Here is a 17160-nt window from a genome sequence, read left to right as displayed (position 1 = left end):
AATCGACGAACAAGAACCAGGATGGACCCCATGCCCTACGCCGCCTACTGGCTCGCTGCCAGCGACGAGACACCGCTCTATACCCGCCACTGGGCGCCGGAAGGCCCGTCCCGCGGGGCCCTGATGCTGTCCCATGGCATGGCCGAGCATGCCGGCCGCTACGAGCGCCTGGCCCTGGCGCTGAACGCCGCCGGCTATCACCTCTATGCCATCGACCAGCGCGGCCACGGCCGCACCGCCGAGAACGGCGAGCTGGGCCATTACGCCGACCGCGGCGGCTGGGGCAAGGTGATCGGCGACCTGCACACGCTCAACCAGCATGTGCGCGAGGAACACCCGGACCTGCCGATCATCCTGCTCGGCCATAGCATGGGCAGCTACATTGGCAGCGCCTACCTGCTGCAACACAGCGCCAGCGTGAATGCGGCGGTGCTGTCCGGCTCCAATTACCAGCCGGTCGCACTGTACAAAAGCGCTCGCGCCATCGCCCGCTTCGAGCGCTGGCGCCAGGGTCCGCTGGGGCAAAGCGCGCTGATCGACTTGCTGTCCTTCGGCTCGTTCAACAAGGCCTTCAAGCCAAACCGTACAGCCTTCGACTGGCTCAGCCGCGACCCCGTCGAAGTCGACAAGTATGTCGCCGACCCGCTCTGCGGCTTCCGCTGCAGCAACCAGCTGTGGGTGGACCTGCTCGGCGGCCTGGCGGATATAACGCCGGTGGAGCATCTCTCGCGCATCCGCCACGACCTGCCCGTGCTGGTGATCGGCGGCGAACGCGACCCGGTCAGCCAGGGCAAGCGCCTGCGGGATCTCGCCCAGGCGATGACCCGCGCCGGGGTTCGTGACGTCCAACTGAAGATTTATCCCGACGCTCGCCACGAGTTGTTCAACGAGAGCAACCGCGACGAGGTCATCCACAACCTGATCGACTGGCTGGGCGCGCAGTGCCCGGTCCCGCAGGTCGAGAAATCCGAGGAGCCCCTATGACTTCCGTGCAGAACGTCCCCTATGAAGAACTCGAAGTCGGCCAGAAGGCCACCTTCAAGCGCAGCGTCGGCGAACGCGACATCCAGCTGTTCGCCGAGGTCTCCGGCGACCGCAACCCGGTGCACCTGGACGCCGACTACGCCGCCACCACCCAGTTCAAGGAGCGCATCGCCCACGGCATGCTCACCGGCGCGCTGATCAGCGCGGCAATCGCCACCACCCTGCCTGGCCCGGGCACCATTTACCTCGGCCAGAACCTGACTTTCACCCGCCCGGTGAAGCTCGGTGACGAACTGACGGTGGAACTGGAAGTGCTGGAAAAGCTGCCGAAGAACCGCGTGCGCATCGGCACCGTGGTGCTCAACCAGGACGGCAAGGCCGTGGTGAAAGGCGAGGCCGAAGTGATGGCGCCGACCGAAAAACTCGACATCGAACTGCCCGCCCTGCCGCCGATCACCATCGGCTGATGCAAATTCCGGGGCCGGCCATCCGGTCCCGGAAACTTGTATACAGTTTTCCCCTCGACTACCCTGCCCCCGTCACCTCACATCCATCCGGGATAACCGAAGGCTTCGTGCCCGAAACCCCTCACCGGGAATCGGAGCCGCCATGGACCTTCGACTGCTATTGCTGTCCCTTTGCACCTTCGCCGCCGGCCTCGCCGAGGCCATCCTCACCGGCATCCTGCCCTCTCTCGCCGACGACCTGAATGTCTCGCTCAGCCTCGCCGGCCAGCTCACCAGCCTGTTTTCCCTGAGTTTCGCCATCGCCGCGCCGTTGCTCGGCTGGCTGACCCGTGGCGCCGATTGCCGGCGGCTGCTGTTCATCACCCTGCTGGTGTTTGCCGCGTTCAATGCTGGCGCCGCGCTGAGTCCCGACTACGCCTCGCTGCTGCTGATGCGCATCGGCATGGCCGCGTGCTGTGGGTTGCTGATCATGCAGGCCAGCCTGCTGGCGGTGGAGCTGGCGCCGCCGGGCCAGCGCGGGCGCGCCATTGGCCTGATCTTCATGGGCATCAGCGGCTCGCTGGTGTTCGGCGTACCAGCCGGCGTACTGGTCAACGACTGGTTCGGCTGGCGCTGGATCTTCGCCGCCATCGCCCTTTACTCGCTGCCACTGGCCGCCCTGCTGCTGCTCGCCCTGCCCCGCCGCACGCTGGAGAGCCCGGCCAATGGCGCAGCGTACAGGCGCCAGTTGCGCAGTCCCGCGCTGAATCTCGCACAACTGGTGTCGATTCTTCTGTTGGGCGGTCACTTCACCCTGTTCGCCTACATCACGCCCTGGTTCCAGCAGGTCGCCGGGATCACTGACAGCCAGAGCATTGCGCTGACCCTGTTACTGATCGGCCTGGCGGCCATCGGCGGCGGTTATCTGGGTGGCTGGCTGAGCGACCGGCTCGGCCAGCGCCGCGCGCTGATCGTGGTGCCGGTGCTGTTCGCCCTGGCGATGACGGCGATCCCGCTGAGCCTCGGACATCCGTGGCTGCTGCTCGGCGCGCTGATGGTCTGGAGCACCATCAGCTGGATGATTTCGCCAGCGGTGCAGAGCTACCTGCTCGCCAGCGACCCCGCCAGCGGCAGCGCCGGCGTGGCACTGAACACCTCGGCCATGCACCTGGGCATTGCCCTCGGCGCGGCGCTGGGCGGCGCGGCGATCAGCCTGGCCGGCATCGTCTGGACGCCCTGGGTCGGCGTCAGCCTGGTAAGCGCGTCGGTGCTGTGCGCGGCACTTTCCTGCTGGCTCGGGCGCGAACCGCATGCGCTGGGGCTCAGCGCTCCTTCACGGTGACGCTGGCGGTCATCCCGGCGCTCAGGTGTACGCCTTCGGGTACCGTGCCCAGGCGGATGCGCACCGGGATGCGCTGGGCCAGGCGCACCCAGTTGAAAGTCGGCTCGACGTTGGCCAGCAACTGGCTGTCGGGGATCGCGTTGCGGTCGGTGATGCCGCTGCTGATGCTTTCCACCGTGCCGTCGATGGCGATGTCGCCACTCATCAACACCACCTGCGCCGGCTGGCCGACACGGATGCCGGGCAGCTTGGTTTCTTCGAAGTAGGCGGTGACGTAGAAGGACTTCTGGTCCACCAGCGCCATCACCGGCTGGCCAGCCTGGGCATAGTTGCCCTGGGCCAGGCGCAGGTTGGTGACCTGGCCGTCGCGCGGGGCGCGCATTTCGCTGCGGGTCAGGTTGAGCTGCGCCAGCCGGACCTGGGCCTGGGCCTCGTCGAACTCGCTCTTGGCAATGGCGGCGTTGATCTGCGCGGTCTCCTTGTCCTCGGCACTGATGGCGGCGATGCCCAGCTTGTTGCGCCGCGAGGCTTCGCTCAGGCGCAGTCGATATTGCTGCTGGCGCGTCTCGGCGACGGCCTTGGCCTGCTCCAGGTTGGCGGCATAGCGCTCGTGGTCGATGCGCATGATCAGGTCACCGGCCTTGACCTGCTGATTGTCCTGCACGGCGAGGTCGGTGACCCAGCCGGATACGTCCGGGGCGATCACCACCACATCGGCGCGCACGCGCGCATCGCGGGTCCAGGGCGACAGCATGTAGTAGCGCCATAGCCAGGTGCCGGCCATGACAGCGGCAATGACCAGGATGACGGTGACCGCTACGCGAAAGGTTCCGCGCATACAAACTTCTCCTCTCAGGGCACAGCGCTGAGCGCCCAGGTAATGGCGCAGAGAATCAGCACGAACAACGCGCAGTCGAACAGCGCCTCGTGCCAGATCCAGCGTCCGAAGGGGGTGGCCTGCAGCAGCAGGCGCAAAACCACGGTCAGGCCCAGGGCCAGCACCGCGTAGATGAACAGCGGACTCAGAAACACGCCACCCCAGCCGAACTCATGCAGTCCCATTGGCGTCCTCCAGGCGGCACCACTGGCGCCAGGTATGGCGTAATTGCGCCAGCGCGGCACGGGCCAGGCGGTTGGATTCGTCGTCACCCTGCAGATCATGCGCGAGGGCTTCCTCCAGCGGCGGGCACAGGCTTTCCAGGCGCGGCTCGCGGCCCGCGCCAGGGCCCTTTTCCAGCACGCTGCCCAGTGCACCGAGGAACTGATCACGACGCTTGCGCAACTGCCCCTGGGCGCCGTTGAGGCAGGCTCGCATGTGGATCAGCTCATTGCCCAGGTCAAGGGCGAACAGGCCGTCCTGCCAACGCCGCTGCTCTTCCTTGGGCAACAGAGTGTAGTGCCGCGCCAGACGGATCAGGCGGTCGGCCATGCGCCCGCCAAACCAGTTCTCGGCTTCGGCCAGCGGCCGCCGAGTCAGGCGTCCGAGATCTTCGCAGGTGGCCTGGATCAACCGGCGGTTGAGCCAGTCCGCCGGCAAGGTCAGCAAGCGGAACACCAGCACCGCAAAGCCCACGCCGATGACGATGCCCTGGGCCGAATTAAGCAGGTTGGCCAGGTCGTACTTCATCACGTTGCTGGGCGCTACGAGCGTGATGAAGTGGATCGAAAAGGACGTCGCCGTGCCCGCCAGCGCTGGCGTGGCCATGCCCAGCAAGGCGAAGAACAGCGGCACGCCCAGTGCCAGGCAAAGCAGCGGGAAGCCGTTCCACTGCGGCAGCAGCCATTGACTTACGATGGCAGCCGCCGGGATCGCGTAGAGAATGCCTCGCAGGAAACCCAGGCCGATGGTGACGGCATTGTCGCGGTTTGCGAACAGGCTGCAGATCACCGCCGCCAGCAGCATGCCGCCGGTGGCCGCCGGCCAGGCCGTGGCCATCCAGAAGGCCGACATGCCGAGTAACGCCAGCGCACTGCGCAGGCCGTAGAACAGCGCCATCAGCCCATCGCGGTGCCAGGACAGGGTACCGGTGGCAACATCGTCCACCCGACCGTCGGCTACCGCACGCATGGTCCGTTCCGAATCCACCGCCTTGCGCAGCAACAAGGCACAACGGGTCAGGCAGTAGCGCAGGTCGTTGGAATAGCTGTCGTCGGTGCCGGCCTTCTGCAGGCGCTCCTGCAACCCATGCATCACATCGACCTGGGGATTTTCCAGCGCGGCACGCAGCTCCTCGAACCAGGGCTGCAGGCGGGCACGGTCTTCCGCGTCCAGCACGCTGCGCTGGCGCGCTACACCGCGCGCGGTGCGCAGCAGGCTAAGCAAGTCACGGGAAAGAATCCGCAGCGCGCGTGAGCGCATGCGTCCGCGATAGCCCTCGAACCAGGCATGGTCGCGCTGCACGTCGACTTCGACAATCTTGCCCAGCGCCTGCAGCAGTCCCTTGATCTGCCGAGCGTCGGCATCGATCTCGCTGCGCGCGGCCTGCATGCCGGTAAGCCAGGTGGCCTGGGCCTGCTTGTCCAGGTTGGCCTCGACGCGACGGGGCCAGAGGATGGCGCTGATGGCCGAGGCGCAGAGGATCCCCAGGCAGATTTCCGTGCTGCGCGCCACGGCCTGGTCGAACACGTCCAGCGGATGGTTGATCGCCGGCAGGCCGATGATCGCCACGGTGTAGCCCGATAGCACGAAGGCGTAGGAAACGTGGTTGCGCAGGCTCGTCGACGCAGCCGTGCAGAGCCCTAGCCAGAGCGAGATGGCCAGCAGGAACAGCCAGGGCGTCTGGGCGAATAGCGCGATCATCACCACCGACATGACGGTACCGACCACGGTACCGATCAGGCGGAAAAGCCCTTTGGCCACCACCATGCCCGACAGCGGCTGGGAAACGATGAACACGGTCATCAGCGCCCACTGCGGCTGCTCAAGGTCAAAGCGGAAGGCGCACCAGAGCGCCAGACCACCGGCCAGGAGGGTCTTGATTGCGAATTTCAGCGCCAGCGTATCCGGCGCGAGGAATGCCTGCAGCGTAGGTCGCACGCGGTCTCTCGAAAGGGTCCGGGTCTATCGCTTAAAGATAGCCGGCAAAGAGGATGATGGAATCGTTGCTGATCATATTATTAGCAAGCTAACAATATGTCATCCCCACTTTCGTCAGGGCAAAAAAACGGGCGACCTAAGTCGCCCGAAGTGCCTTGCGTGCTCTGTGAATCTGTAAGGATCAGCTCTTCTTGTGGCTGTCCTTCCAGATGAAAATTCCAACCCCGCCGAAGAAAACAACCATCAGTCCGACGGTAAGGATGCCTGCGAGAACCACTTCGTCGATGAACATGATGCTGGCCTCCTGTTGCCTACATCGTCTGGGGATGTGTGCAGATTACCGGCGGCCTGGCGGTGCAAATTGACCTGGATCAATGGACGACAAGGCGCTTTCCGGGGAGGCCCGGAGCACTGACGCAGGTCAAGTTTCGGAGGGGACGGGGTGCGGCGGGAAGCCGCGCAGGGCGGGGGTTTGCGGGTGAAGCGGGGGATTGGAGGCGAAGAAGTTCAGCGCTTCTTCGGCTTGCTCTTGCCCTTCTTGCGCGACTTGCCCAGCGGCAGTGCCTGCTCGAAGGCCTTGCGCACATCCTGCAGGCGCTTTTCGTGCACGTCGTGGATGCGCTTGTCGCGCTCGGCGGTGAAGTCGATCAGCTTGTCGTCGTTGCTCATGGCAGGGCATGCACCAGGCGGAAAGTCAGGTTCAGGCGCGGCGCGACCGGACGGCGCGTCTTGGCGACCTGATGCTGCCAATAATGCTGTGTCGCGCCGGACATGACCAGCAGCGAACCGCCGGAAAGCTCCATGGAATGTTCGATTGTGTTTCGCCCCTTGCGCCGCAAATCGAAGCGCCGGGTCCCGCCCAGGTTCAGCGAGGCCACCACCGGATTGCGTCCGAGCTCCGGCTCGTCATCGCTGTGCCAGCCCATGGAATCCTGGCCGTCGCGGTAGTAGTTGAGCAGCACGCCATTGAAGCGCTGCCCGGCCGCCGCCTCCACCGCGGCACGAATCTCCGCCAGTAGCGGCGTCCAGGGCAGCGGCGCGTGGGTCAGGCCGGAATAGGTATAGAAGGCCTCGGGATCGCCGTACCAATTGACCAGGCGCGGCACCGGGTAGTCGCGGCCGTGCAGACGGACGAGCGGTTGCTCCCAGGGCGTCTCGGCCAGCAACTGCGCCAGCCAACGGGCGGCACGCGGCGGCGGGCACCAGTCGGGAATCAGGCGCAGTTCTGCATCGGGCAGCAGGATGGGGGCGTCGTCGAACAGCATGCAAGGCTCGGGCATTCAGCGATGGACAGAGTCTACTACCCCGGGAAGTCAGACCTCGACATCGATCCACAGTCCCTTGCGCGGCGCGGCCTGCACGCCTTCACCCAGTTCCTCGACTTCTTCCAGCTCCTCCAGCGCCTCGCCCTCGGGCGTGCCGTCGGTCTGCTCGCGACGCTTGCGTCGGCGCTGGTACTCGTCCTTGAGCGCCTGTTCGTCCGGACGGCGCTCCAGCTCCACACCAGCGTTGCCCGCGCTGGGCGCAGGTGGCGTCACCGGGGCGACATCCGGTCGCGGCCTGGGCAGGTCCTGCTGGGCAGTGACGGGGGCAAAATGGGTCGGTACAAGTGGCAGCATCGGGATGCTCCTGCGCCGAAGCTCGGTGGGAAGTCCTCTTGTCAGGCTATCGGCGGCAGCGCTAGAGACTTGAGCCCGCCTCGCTACACTTTGTTCGATTCGCGATGAATCTGCCGTGAAATCCGGCACCTGCCGGCGGCCGTAGCGACATTTCGGACGACCGGAGGCGCCGACGGCCATCGCTGAACGCTGCGCGTTCCGGTACCATAGCCGGCTTTTTTTGGGAGGTGTCCATGGCGCAGTATCAACCCGGTCAACGCTGGATCAGTGACAGTGAAGCGGAACTCGGCCTGGGGACCATCCTGGCGCTGGATGGCCGCATGCTCACGGTGCTCTATCCGGCCACCGGTGATACCCGCCAGTACGCCGAGCGCAATGCGCCGCTGACCCGCGTGCGCTTCGCCCCGGGCGATCAGATCACCCACTTCGAAGGCTGGAAGATGACCGTCCGCGAAGTGGACGAGATCGACGGCCTGCTGATCTACCACGGCATCACCGCGCAGAACGAGCCGCACACCGTCCCGGAAACCCAGCTGTCGAACTTCATCCAGTTCCGCCTGGCCAGCGACCGCCTGTTCGCCGGGCAGATCGACCCGATGTCCTGGTTCGGCCTGCGCTACCACACCCTGGAACACCGCACCCGCCTGCTGCAGTCCTCGCTGTGGGGCCTGGGCGGCGCCCGCGCGCAACCCATCGCGCACCAGCTGCACATCGCCCGCGAAGTCGCCGACCGCATGGCGCCGCGCGTCCTGCTGGCCGACGAAGTGGGCCTGGGCAAGACCATCGAAGCGGGCCTGGTGATCCACCGCCAGCTGCTCTCCGGCCGCGCCAGCCGCGTGCTGATCCTGGTACCGGAAAACCTGCAGCACCAGTGGCTGGTGGAAATGCGCCGGCGCTTCAACCTGGAAGTCGCGCTGTTCGACCGCGAGCGCTTCGTCGAGAGCGATGCCAGCAATCCCTTCGAGGACACCCAGTTGGCCCTGGTGGCGCTGGAATGGCTGCGCGAGGACGAGAAGGCCCAGGACGCGCTGTTCGCTGCCGAATGGGACCTGCTGGTGGTCGACGAGGCCCACCACCTCGTGTGGCACCCGGAACAGGCCAGCCCGGAATACCAGTTGGTCGAGCAACTCTCCCAGGTCATCCCTGGCGTGCTGCTGCTCACCGCGACCCCGGAACAGCTCGGCCTGGATAGCCACTTCGCCCGTCTGCGCCTGCTCGATCCGGACCGCTTCCACGACCTGGAAGCCTTCCGCACCGAAAGCAGTCAGTACCGCCCGGTTGCCGAAGCGGTGCAGGAACTGGTCGACCAGGGCACCCTCTCCCCTACCGCGCGCCAGGCCATCCACGGCTTCCTCGGCAGCGAGGGCGACGAGCTGCTGGCCAGCGTCGAGGCCGGCAATGAAGAGGCCCGCGCCCGCCTGGTACGCGAGCTGCTCGACCGCCACGGCACCGGCCGCGTGCTGTTCCGTAATACCCGCGCCGCCGTGCAGGGCTTCCCGGAACGCCAACTGCATCCTTACGTACTGGCCAACCCGATCGAGTACATGGAGCTGCCGCTGGGCGAGCACCCGGACCTCTACCCGGAAGTCAGCTTCCAGGCCCAGGCCGACGACGGCGACGAGAACAACCGCTGGTGGCGCTTCGACCCGCGCGTCGAGTGGCTGATCGACACCCTGAAGATGCTCAAGCAGTACAAGGTGCTGGTGATCTGCGCCCATGCCGAGACCGCCATGGACCTGGGCGACGCCCTGCGCCTGAAGTCCGGCATCCCGGCCACCGTGTTCCACGAAGGCATGAGCATCCTCGAACGCGACCGCGCCGCCGCCTACTTCGCCGATGAAGAGTTCGGCGCCCAGGTGCTGGTCTGCTCGGAAATCGGCAGCGAAGGCCGCAACTTCCAGTTCGCCCATCACCTCGTGCTGTTCGACCTGCCGGCCCACCCGGACCAGCTGGAACAGCGCATCGGCCGCCTGGACCGGATCGGCCAGAAGCACACCATCCAGATCCACGTCCCGCACCTGGAAAACAGCCCGCAGGAACGCCTGTTCCAGTGGTACCACCAGGCGCTGAACGCCTTCCTCAACACCTGCCCCACCGGCAACGCCCTGCAGCACCGCTTCGGCCCGCGCCTGGTGGAACTGCTGGACGGCGGCGACGACGACGCCTTCGAGGCCCTGCTGGCCGAAGGCACCGCTGCCCGCGAGGCGCTGGAAGCCGAGATGCACAACGGCCGCGACCGCCTGCTGGAGCTCAACTCCGGCGGCGCCGGCGAAGGCGAGGCGCTGGTGGCGGAGATCGAGGAACAGGACGACCAGTTCGCCCTGCCGATCTACATGGAGCGCCTGTTCGACACCTATGGCATCGACAGCGAGGACCATTCCGAGAACGCCCTGATCCTGCGCCCCAGCGAGAAGATGCTCGACGCCAGCTTCCCGCTGGGCGACGACGAAGGCGTGACCGTCACCTACGACCGCGGCCAGGCGCTGGCCCGTGAAGACATGCAGTTCCTCACCTGGGAACACCCCATGGTGCAGGGCGGCATGGACCTGGTGCTGTCCGGCTCGCTGGGCAATACCTCGGTGGCGCTGATCAAGAACAAGGCACTCAAGCCCGGTACCGTGCTGCTGGAACTGCTGTTCGTCAGCGAGGCCGTGGCACCGCGCAAGCTGCAGCTCGGCCGCTTCCTGCCGCCAGTGGCGCTGCGCTGCCTGATGGACGCCAACGGCAACGACCTGTCCTCGCGCGTGTCCTTCGACACCCTGAACGATCAGCTGGAAAGCGTGCCGCGCGCCAGCGCCAACAAGTTCGTGCAGGCCCAGCGCGACGTGCTGGCGAAGCAATTCTCCGTGGCCGAGACCAAGATCACCCCGCGCCATGCCGAGCGCGTGGAGCTGGCTCGCCAGCAGTTGAAAGCGACCCTGGACGAAGAGCTGGCGCGCCTGACCGCGCTCAAGGCCGTCAACCCCAGCGTGCGTGACAGCGAGCTGGATGCCCTGCGCAAGCAGCGTGACGACAGCCTGGCGATGCTGGACAAGGCCTCGCTGCGCCTGGAGGCGATCCGCGTGCTGGTCGCCGGCTGATCGCGGCAACGCCGAAATGAAGAAGCCGCCACCGGGCACCCGGTGGCGGCTTTTTTCATGGGCACCGTTCCTACGCAATGGCGAGCCCCACGATCAGCGAAACAACCCGCTCTATTCCCGGCATATTCAGGCACACCGACTACCATTGACGCTGCGCAAGGGATTCTCGCCCATGGGGGGATAGAGTTTCCCTACCAAGCCACTCATTGAGGGAACACATCATGTACGAGCGCATTCTGGTAGCGGTGGACGGCAGCCCGGTTTCCGACCGAGCCCTGGTCGAGGCGGCCAAGCTGGCTCAGCTGAGCGGCGGCGAGCTGCGCGTCATCACCATCGTCGACAGCCCGCTGCGCCATTTGCCCGACTACGCCGTGTACTACAACCCGGAGCCGCTGCGCGAAGCCGCGCTGAAGGCCGCCGATGACATCCTCGGCAAGGCGAAGGAGAAGATCGCCGAGTTCCCGGTGAAAACCAGCTTCGAGCGGGTCTGCCAGGAGCGCGCCAGCGAGGAAATTGCCGAGCGCATCGAGATCGAGGCCGAAGCCTCCAAGGCCGATGTCATCGTGATGGGCACCCACGGCCGCCGTGGCGTACGTCGCCTGATGCTGGGCAGCGTGGCCGAAGGCCTGCTGCGCGTCAGCAACCGTCCGGTGTTGCTGGTTCGCGAGAAGTAACAGCTCCCGGAAAACAAAAGGCCCTGCGGCAGAAGCCGCAGGGCCTTTTTCATGGCCGCCGTTCAGATCGGCCCTTCAGTCATTGCGAAGCGGTCATGGCACGTTTGCAGGAGTGGAAGATGTCCAGGTCCGGCTGGTACAGGCTGGTCTGTACACCGTAAAGCCCGAGCACCGAATGGAACAGGTTGTCATGGCTCAGCTCGTCGCCGCCGGCTTTCTTCTCCAGGCAGCCGCGATCTACGCCCATGCCACCCAGGGCGCCGTCGCCGAACCACATCACCATGGGCACGTGGGTCTGCGCCTTGGGCGCGATGGCATAGGGCGCGGCGTGCAGATACACACCGTTCTCACCCAGCGACTCACCGTGGTCGGAGACGTAAAGCATCGACGTATCGAAGCGTCCCTCGTTGTGCTTGAGCAGCTCCACGACCTTGGAGAGGAAGTAATCGGTGTAGAGGATGGTGTTGTCGTAGACGTTCACCAGCTCTTCCTTGCTGCAACTGCCCAATTGGTTGGTATGGCAGACCGGGGTGAAGCGCTCCATGGACTTCGGATAACGATCGTAATACTCCGGACCATGGCTGCCATCGGCGTGCAGGACGATGATCGCGTTGTCCTTCAGGCCATCGATGTAAGCCTGCAGGTCCTGCAGCATGGCTTCGTCAAGGCAACGATTGCCGTCGCAGAACGGGCCCGGCTGATCCTTCGAGATATCGCGGCTGGGCACACGCAGGCAGGTGCCCTTGCAATCGCTGTTGTTGTCCAGCCAGAGCACCGACACGCCGACCCGCTGGAGGATGTCGAGCAGCCCCTGGTTGGTCTTGCCCTTCTTGTCGCTGTAGTCCTCGCGGGGGAACTTCGAGAACATGCAGGGCACGGAAACCGCCGTGGACGTGCCGCAGGAACTGACGTTGGTGAAGTTGAGGATATCGAGCTTCGCAAGCTCCGGGTTGGTCTCGCGCGCGTAGCCATTGAGGGAGAAATGGTCCGCACGGGCGGTTTCGCCGACCACGAAGATCATCAGCGACTTCTTGCCGTCGGCATTCACCTTGCGCGGCATTACCGCGTCCTCGCCGATGGGCTGCACCACCAGATGTTCCTTGATGCCCAGGCGCTGCTTGGTGAACTTGCTCACCGCATAGATGTAGTTGGTCGGGTTGATGAAGTGGGTCAGCTTCTCTTCCTGGCGGAACACCGGCGCGTAGGTGGAGTAGAACGAACCGACGCAGACGGCGACCACCACCAGGCAACCGAAGATGACCAGCACCTTGTTCAGCAGCCCGCGGAAGAACGGGCTGTAGCGGACCGGCGTCAACCAGATGATCACCGCCGGCAGCACGCCCAGCAGAAGCAGGTAGCCGACCATGCGCGCGCTGAACAGCGCGGCGGCCTCGCCGGGATTGGTCTCGATGACGTTCTGCACCATCATGGTATCGATCACGACACCGTAGGAGTTCATGAAGTACGCCGCCGCCGCCGAAACCAGCGCCACCAGGGTCAACGCCGGCTTGAGCAAAGGACGGAAGGACACCAGGGTCAGCAACAACGTGAAGGCGGCCCAGAGGAACAAGGCGAACGAGGCGAAGAACGCCACGCCCCAGAGGCCCTCCATGGGCACCAGGCTGTTCAGGGCCCGCCAGGTGGCGAAGTTGTAGAACAGCACCAGTGCCAGCGAGAACAGCAGGACCAGCCTTGCAGAGCTGACCTGGGGAAAGAGGCGGCGCTTGCCCTCGGACATCGAGCGCACTCCTTACATCGATAGTCGGATAGGAAATGGGATGGCCGATGCTGCCGGCCGGCGGCGCAACTCTAGCGGGCAATTAGTCAAAAAAGTGTCAATTTCGAAACACCGCACTTCCTTCAGAGTCTGGAGAATATCAAAGCAGAATCTGGCACTACCGTACGTCGTTTCGTATTAACCAGTTTGTCGGAAATGGCCGCAAGACCTTGCGGGCCGCGGACAGCTTCCTAGACTCACATCAAAGTGATATCAATTCGCCAACCACCTCCCCCGACATCTGGAGCATCCCGCCCATGGACTGGCAGAAGGACGCCTTACCCGATGCTGTGCTGTTGGAGTGCTCTCACAATTCCGGCCTGGTCCTGCTGGCCATCCTCATCGCCTGCGTCGCCAGCTTCGTCGCGCTGAGCATCGCCGCACGGATGGTCCGCGCACCGCAACATGCGCACCGTTGGCAGTGGGTCGGCGGCATCTGCCTGGGCAGCGGCATCTGGTCGATGCACTTCGTCGCCATGCTGGCCTTCCGCTCGTCGGTTCCGCTGCACTTCTCCGGCGGCCTGACACTGATCTCCCTGCTCATCGCCATCGCCATCTGCGTGGTCGCCATGCGCCTGCTCGCCCACGCGGGCCTTAGCCCCCTGCAGTACCTGCTGGCCGCCTGTTGCATCGGCGCCAGCATCGCCGGGATGCACTACACCGGCATGGCCGCCATCGAGTCGCCGCCGATGCAGCATTACGACCCGCTGCTGGTTACCCTGTCGGTGCTGATGGCCGTGCTGGTGGCCTTCGTCGCCCTGGTACTGGCGCCGGTACTCAATCGTCAGCCGGCGGGCCGCCAGTGGATCTACCAGGTTTTCGCCAGCCTGCTGCTGGGTGGCGCCATCGCCAGTATGCACTTCACCGGCATGGCCGCCCTGACCCTGACCCTGCCCTCCTGGGTAGCGCCGGTGGCGGACCTTGGGCGCAACAACGCCATCCAGCTCGGCCTGATGGTTGGCCTGTTGGCCCTCGCCGTAGTGCTCGCCGGGCTCTGGGCGGCCTGGATCGAAGACAGCCTGGAAAGCAAGGAAAGCGAGTTGAGCCGGGTCAACGCCCTGCTCAGCCAACTGGACCACGCCAATGCCTCGCTGCAGCAATTGGCCCGCTTCGACGGCCTCACCGGCCTGCATAACCGCAACGCGCTCAACGAGGAATTCACCGCCCGCCTGCAGCGCAATCGGCAGAAGGGCCAGGGCATGGCGGTCATCCTGCTGGACGTCGACCACTTCAAGCGGGTCAACGATTCCCTTGGCCATGCCGCCGGGGACGAGCTGCTGTGCATCGTTTCCGAGCGCCTGCGCAGTGCGCTGCGCAGCACCGACCTGCTGGCGCGCTTTGGCGGCGACGAGTTCTGCATCCTCGCCGACCTGGGTGAGGACCACGAGGCGCGCATCCTCGCGCAACGCCTGATGCAGCGCATGAAGGAGCCGATCAGCACGGCCGGGCGCAACCTGGTGATGACCATGAGCGTGGGCATCAGCCTGTTCCCCAACGACGGCGATCAACCCGAAGAACTGCTCAAGCACGCGGACCTGGCGCTCTATCAGTCCAAGGGCAACGGCCGCAACGCCACGCATTTCTTCAGCCCGCACCTGAAGACCAAGGCGACCCAGGAACTGCAGCTGGAGGAAGAACTGCGCAAGGCGTTGTGGGACGACGAGCTGGTGCTCTACTACCAGCCGATCCTGCGTATCGATCATGGCGAAGTGGAACAGCTCGAAGCGCTGGTGCGCTGGAAGCATCCTACCCACGGCCTGCTGGCGCCGGACCGCTTCATCGGCCTGGCGACCGCCAATGGCCTGATCGGTGCGCTCGACGCCTGGGTACTGCGCCGCGCCTGCGAGGACCTGCGACGCCTGCACGACCTGGGCCACACGGACCTGCGGGTAGCGGTGAACTGCTGCGCCAGCAACCTCGGCCGCGAAGGGCTGGTCGATGAAGTCCAGCAGACGCTCGAAGAAACCGGCCTTGCCGCGCGCTACCTGGAGATGGAGGTCACCGAGAACGCCGTGATGTCCAATATCAGCCAGGCCGTTCCCTTGCTCAACCGCCTGCGCGAGCTGGGTGTGAGCCTGTCGATCGACGATTTCGGCACCGGTTACTCATCGCTGTCCTATCTGCGCCAGCTGCCGCTGGATGCGCTGAAGGTGGACCGCTCCTTCATCCGCGACGTGCCGCAGTCGCGCCGCGACAGCGAGATCGCCCAGGCGATCATCGCCATGGCGCAGAAGCTGCACCTGAAGGTGATCGCCGAGGGCGTAGAGCACGCGCAGCAACTGACGTTCCTGCGCGATAACCATTGCGAGCTGGCCCAGGGTTACCTGTTCAGCCGCCCGTTGCCCCTCTCCGCACTGGTGGAATTCCTCGAGGCCTACCGCGAAGACAGCGACACGGCCTTGCTGCGCAATCAGGCCTGACTGCGGGGTTCCCTCAGAAATCGAACTTCCCCGCACGCCAGCGCGGCAGCCAGCGCAGGGAGTCGGCGGTGGTGCCGGTGGGGCGGTACTCCGCGCCCAGCCAGCCGTCGTAGCCGACGTCATCGAGCACCTGCAGCGGCACTTCGAATTCCATCTCGCCCGAGCCCGGCTCGCCGCGCTCGGGGTAGTCGGCGAACTGCACGTGGCCGATCTGGCCCATCAGCGCGTAGATGCAATCCACCAGCTCCAGGCCCATGCGCGCCATGTGGTAGAGGTCCAGCTGCGCACGCAGGTTTTCCCGCGCCACGCGCTCGAGCATGTCCTGCAGGTGCTCCGGGGTATTGAGCAGGAAATCCTTCATGTCATGGCAGTTGATGGCTTCCATCAGCACGTCGGTGCCCGTGCCGGCGAAGGCATCGCAGGTGCTGCGCAGACGCTCGGCCAGGGTCTGCAGAGCAACCTCGCGCTCCTGCCCCTCGACCAGCCGGCCAGCCAGCACGTTGACGTGCTGCGGCTTGACGATGCGCGCGTAGTCCAGCGCCTTGGCCAGCGCCGCCTCGAACTCCGCCGCGCGCTCCGGCACAGCCGCAATGCCCGGGCCGCCCTGCATCAGGTCGCCGGCCGGCAGGTTGATGAGGATCAGCGGCAGGCCGGCTTCATCCAGTGCAGCTTTCAGGTCCTGCGCGGGGACGTCGTACGGGAACTGGATCTCCACGCCCTCGAAACCGGCCTTGGCGGCGGCGTCGATACGCTGCAGCAGCGGGACTTCGGTAAACAGCAGGGACAGGTTGGCGCAGAGTTTCATACGGGGAATTCCTTCGAAAGACGGTATTGCTCGACCAGGGTAGCCGGGTCGCGTTCAAGATTGCCCTGGCTACCGTGCAGGCGCATCAGTTGGGCGGCGAGGCCGCTCATCGGCGTGGCCGAGCCTTCCTCGCGGGAAAGCTTCACGGCAGTGTCCAGGTCCTTGAGCAGCGTGCGCACGTGCCACTTCACCGGCTCGAACTGGCTCTGCGCCATCTGCGGAGCCAGGATCTGCAAGGGTTTGGAATCGGCGAAACCGCCGGCCAGGGCGGGCGCGATCAGGCTGGCATCGACGCCGGATTTCTCCGCCAGCGCCACCACTTCGGCGATCACCAGCGCATTGCAGGCGACGATCATCTGGTTGCACACCTTGGTCACCTGCCCCGCGCCGACGTCGCCCATACGCGTCAGGCGCTGGCCGAGATGGGCCAGGATCGGCCGCACGCGCTCGATGTCCTCGACGCGCCCGCCCGCCATGATTGCCAACGTACCCGCTTCGGCGCCCGGCGTACCGCCGGAGACCGGCGCGTCGACCCAGCGCATGCCGGTGCGCGCTTCCAGCTCGGCGGCCATCTCGCGGGTGGCGGCCGGTTCCAGGCTGGAGAAGTCCACCAGCACCTGGCCTGCGCGAGCGCCCTCGATGATGCCGCCGGCACCGAACACCACTTCGCGCACGGCGGCAGTATCGGCCAGGCAGAGCATCACCACCTCGGCATCGGCACACAACTGCGCAGGCATCGCCACGGCCTGCGCACCTTCGGCGGCGAGCAGTTCGCGCTTGCCGGCGGAGCGATTCCACACCGTCAGCGGGAAGCCGGCGGCAAGCAGGCGGCGGGACATGGGCACGCCCATCAGGCCGAGGCCGGCAAAGGCAAGGGAGGGAATGGCGGACGACATGAGTAATCTCCGGTACAAGGCTGGGAAAGTACGGGGAGCGGCATTCTAGCAGGCACCGCCGGTTGCCGGCCGCAGCCGCT

General features: G+C 65.6%; 16 protein-coding genes. 6 read left to right on the top strand and 10 right to left on the bottom strand.

Annotated features, from left to right (window positions below):
• The first annotated feature begins 30 nt into the window (after nucleotides 1-30).
• The 3 genes from GJV37_RS02050 (at nucleotide 31) to GJV37_RS02040 (ending at nucleotide 2772) form a co-directional block, all read left to right on the top strand.
• Complete coding sequence (locus GJV37_RS02050) at nucleotides 31-984, top strand: alpha/beta hydrolase (protein ID WP_169888895.1); 954 nt, start codon at nucleotides 31-33, stop codon at nucleotides 982-984.
• Entirely contained in the window at nucleotides 981-1451 is a 471-nt protein-coding gene (locus GJV37_RS02045; protein WP_170859341.1) for a MaoC family dehydratase, read from the top strand. The genes GJV37_RS02050 and GJV37_RS02045 overlap by 4 nt, the downstream gene beginning before the upstream one ends.
• Nucleotides 1452-1593: 142 nt before the next feature.
• Entirely contained in the window at nucleotides 1594-2772 is a 1179-nt protein-coding gene (locus GJV37_RS02040) for an MFS transporter (protein ID WP_170859342.1), read from the top strand.
• Here GJV37_RS02040 and GJV37_RS02035 read toward each other — a convergent pair.
• From GJV37_RS02035 to GJV37_RS02010, 7 genes are all read right to left on the bottom strand, one after another.
• The gene (locus GJV37_RS02035; RefSeq protein ID WP_024764622.1) at nucleotides 2753-3610 is read right to left on the bottom strand and encodes an efflux RND transporter periplasmic adaptor subunit; all 858 of its coding nucleotides are present in this window, start codon (nucleotides 3608-3610) and stop codon (nucleotides 2753-2755) included. The genes GJV37_RS02040 and GJV37_RS02035 overlap by 20 nt on opposite strands.
• 14 nt (nucleotides 3611-3624) lie before the next feature.
• Nucleotides 3625-3834 (bottom strand): DUF1656 domain-containing protein, encoded by a 210-nt coding sequence (locus GJV37_RS02030; RefSeq protein WP_024764623.1) that lies wholly within the window; start codon nucleotides 3832-3834, stop codon nucleotides 3625-3627.
• Nucleotides 3821-5809 (bottom strand): FUSC family protein, encoded by a 1989-nt coding sequence (locus tag GJV37_RS02025; RefSeq protein WP_065085764.1) that lies wholly within the window; start codon nucleotides 5807-5809, stop codon nucleotides 3821-3823. Before GJV37_RS02025 ends, GJV37_RS02030 begins: the two co-directional genes overlap by 14 nt.
• Nucleotides 5810-5990: 181 nt before the next feature.
• The gene (gene ccoM / locus GJV37_RS29635) at nucleotides 5991-6101 is read right to left on the bottom strand and encodes a cytochrome c oxidase subunit CcoM (RefSeq protein WP_024764625.1); all 111 of its coding nucleotides are present in this window, start codon (nucleotides 6099-6101) and stop codon (nucleotides 5991-5993) included.
• Nucleotides 6102-6316: 215 nt separating this feature from the next.
• Nucleotides 6317-6478: a hypothetical protein gene (locus GJV37_RS02020; protein WP_089285726.1), complete on the bottom strand. Its 162-nt coding sequence runs from the start codon at nucleotides 6476-6478 to the stop codon at nucleotides 6317-6319.
• Nucleotides 6475-7074: an alpha-ketoglutarate-dependent dioxygenase AlkB family protein gene (locus GJV37_RS02015; protein WP_038803291.1), complete on the bottom strand. Its 600-nt coding sequence runs from the start codon at nucleotides 7072-7074 to the stop codon at nucleotides 6475-6477. Before GJV37_RS02015 ends, GJV37_RS02020 begins: the two co-directional genes overlap by 4 nt.
• Before the next feature lie 48 nt (nucleotides 7075-7122).
• The gene (locus tag GJV37_RS02010; protein WP_065085762.1) at nucleotides 7123-7428 is read right to left on the bottom strand and encodes an aspartate-semialdehyde dehydrogenase; all 306 of its coding nucleotides are present in this window, start codon (nucleotides 7426-7428) and stop codon (nucleotides 7123-7125) included.
• A 227-nt stretch (nucleotides 7429-7655) separates the two neighbouring features.
• On the opposite strand from GJV37_RS02010, the gene rapA reads away from it, so the two are divergent.
• Together rapA and GJV37_RS02000 are read left to right on the top strand one after the other, a co-directional pair.
• On the top strand, nucleotides 7656-10508 hold the full coding sequence (rapA, locus tag GJV37_RS02005) for an RNA polymerase-associated protein RapA (RefSeq protein ID WP_169888908.1): 2853 nt from the start codon (nucleotides 7656-7658) through the stop codon (nucleotides 10506-10508).
• Between the two features lie 221 nt (nucleotides 10509-10729).
• Nucleotides 10730-11182, top strand: coding sequence for a universal stress protein (locus GJV37_RS02000; RefSeq protein ID WP_024764627.1), 453 nt, complete (start codon nucleotides 10730-10732; stop codon nucleotides 11180-11182).
• Nucleotides 11183-11261: 79 nt separating this feature from the next.
• Here the strand turns inward: GJV37_RS02000 and GJV37_RS01995 are convergent, their stop codons facing one another.
• Nucleotides 11262-12920, bottom strand: a complete 1659-nt coding sequence (locus GJV37_RS01995) for a phosphoethanolamine transferase (protein WP_170859343.1) — start codon at nucleotides 12918-12920, stop codon at nucleotides 11262-11264.
• A gap of 296 nt (nucleotides 12921-13216) precedes the next feature.
• On the opposite strand from GJV37_RS01995, the gene GJV37_RS01990 reads away from it, so the two are divergent.
• A complete protein-coding gene (locus GJV37_RS01990; RefSeq protein ID WP_169888911.1) occupies nucleotides 13217-15379 on the top strand; it encodes a putative bifunctional diguanylate cyclase/phosphodiesterase in 2163 nt (720 codons plus the stop codon).
• Between the two features lie 13 nt (nucleotides 15380-15392).
• Here the strand turns inward: GJV37_RS01990 and GJV37_RS01985 are convergent, their stop codons facing one another.
• Both GJV37_RS01985 and GJV37_RS01980 read right to left on the bottom strand, forming a co-directional pair.
• A complete protein-coding gene (locus GJV37_RS01985; RefSeq protein WP_037010207.1) occupies nucleotides 15393-16184 on the bottom strand; it encodes a hydroxypyruvate isomerase family protein in 792 nt (263 codons plus the stop codon).
• Nucleotides 16181-17080, bottom strand: coding sequence for an NAD(P)-dependent oxidoreductase (locus GJV37_RS01980; RefSeq protein WP_084357575.1), 900 nt, complete (start codon nucleotides 17078-17080; stop codon nucleotides 16181-16183). The genes GJV37_RS01985 and GJV37_RS01980 overlap by 4 nt, the downstream gene beginning before the upstream one ends.
• Nucleotides 17081-17160 lie beyond the last annotated feature (80 nt).

The sequence above is a fragment of the Pseudomonas nitroreducens genome (genome assembly GCF_010994165.1).
Taxonomy (GTDB): domain Bacteria; phylum Pseudomonadota; class Gammaproteobacteria; order Pseudomonadales; family Pseudomonadaceae; genus Pseudomonas; species Pseudomonas nitroreducens.
The sequence above is the reverse complement of the archived record's forward strand: the minus strand, read 5'-3'. Positions and strand labels throughout refer to the sequence as shown.

Coding starts and splice junctions, on each gene's coding strand:
- GJV37_RS02050 (WP_169888895.1), top strand. CDS start 31: ATGCCCTACGCCGCCTACTGGCTCGCTGCCAGCGACGAGACACCGCTC.
- GJV37_RS02045 (WP_170859341.1), top strand. CDS start 981: ATGACTTCCGTGCAGAACGTCCCCTATGAAGAACTCGAAGTCGGCCAG.
- GJV37_RS02040 (WP_170859342.1), top strand. CDS start 1,594: ATGGACCTTCGACTGCTATTGCTGTCCCTTTGCACCTTCGCCGCCGGC.
- GJV37_RS02035 (WP_024764622.1), bottom strand. CDS start 3,610: ATGCGCGGAACCTTTCGCGTAGCGGTCACCGTCATCCTGGTCATTGCC.
- GJV37_RS02030 (WP_024764623.1), bottom strand. CDS start 3,834: ATGGGACTGCATGAGTTCGGCTGGGGTGGCGTGTTTCTGAGTCCGCTG.
- ccoM (WP_024764625.1), bottom strand. CDS start 6,101: ATGTTCATCGACGAAGTGGTTCTCGCAGGCATCCTTACCGTCGGACTG.
- GJV37_RS02020 (WP_089285726.1), bottom strand. CDS start 6,478: ATGAGCAACGACGACAAGCTGATCGACTTCACCGCCGAGCGCGACAAG.
- GJV37_RS02015 (WP_038803291.1), bottom strand. CDS start 7,074: ATGCTGTTCGACGACGCCCCCATCCTGCTGCCCGATGCAGAACTGCGC.
- GJV37_RS02010 (WP_065085762.1), bottom strand. CDS start 7,428: ATGCTGCCACTTGTACCGACCCATTTTGCCCCCGTCACTGCCCAGCAG.
- GJV37_RS02000 (WP_024764627.1), top strand. CDS start 10,730: ATGTACGAGCGCATTCTGGTAGCGGTGGACGGCAGCCCGGTTTCCGAC.
- GJV37_RS01995 (WP_170859343.1), bottom strand. CDS start 12,920: ATGTCCGAGGGCAAGCGCCGCCTCTTTCCCCAGGTCAGCTCTGCAAGG.
- GJV37_RS01990 (WP_169888911.1), top strand. CDS start 13,217: ATGGACTGGCAGAAGGACGCCTTACCCGATGCTGTGCTGTTGGAGTGC.
- GJV37_RS01985 (WP_037010207.1), bottom strand. CDS start 16,184: ATGAAACTCTGCGCCAACCTGTCCCTGCTGTTTACCGAAGTCCCGCTG.
- GJV37_RS01980 (WP_084357575.1), bottom strand. CDS start 17,080: ATGTCGTCCGCCATTCCCTCCCTTGCCTTTGCCGGCCTCGGCCTGATG.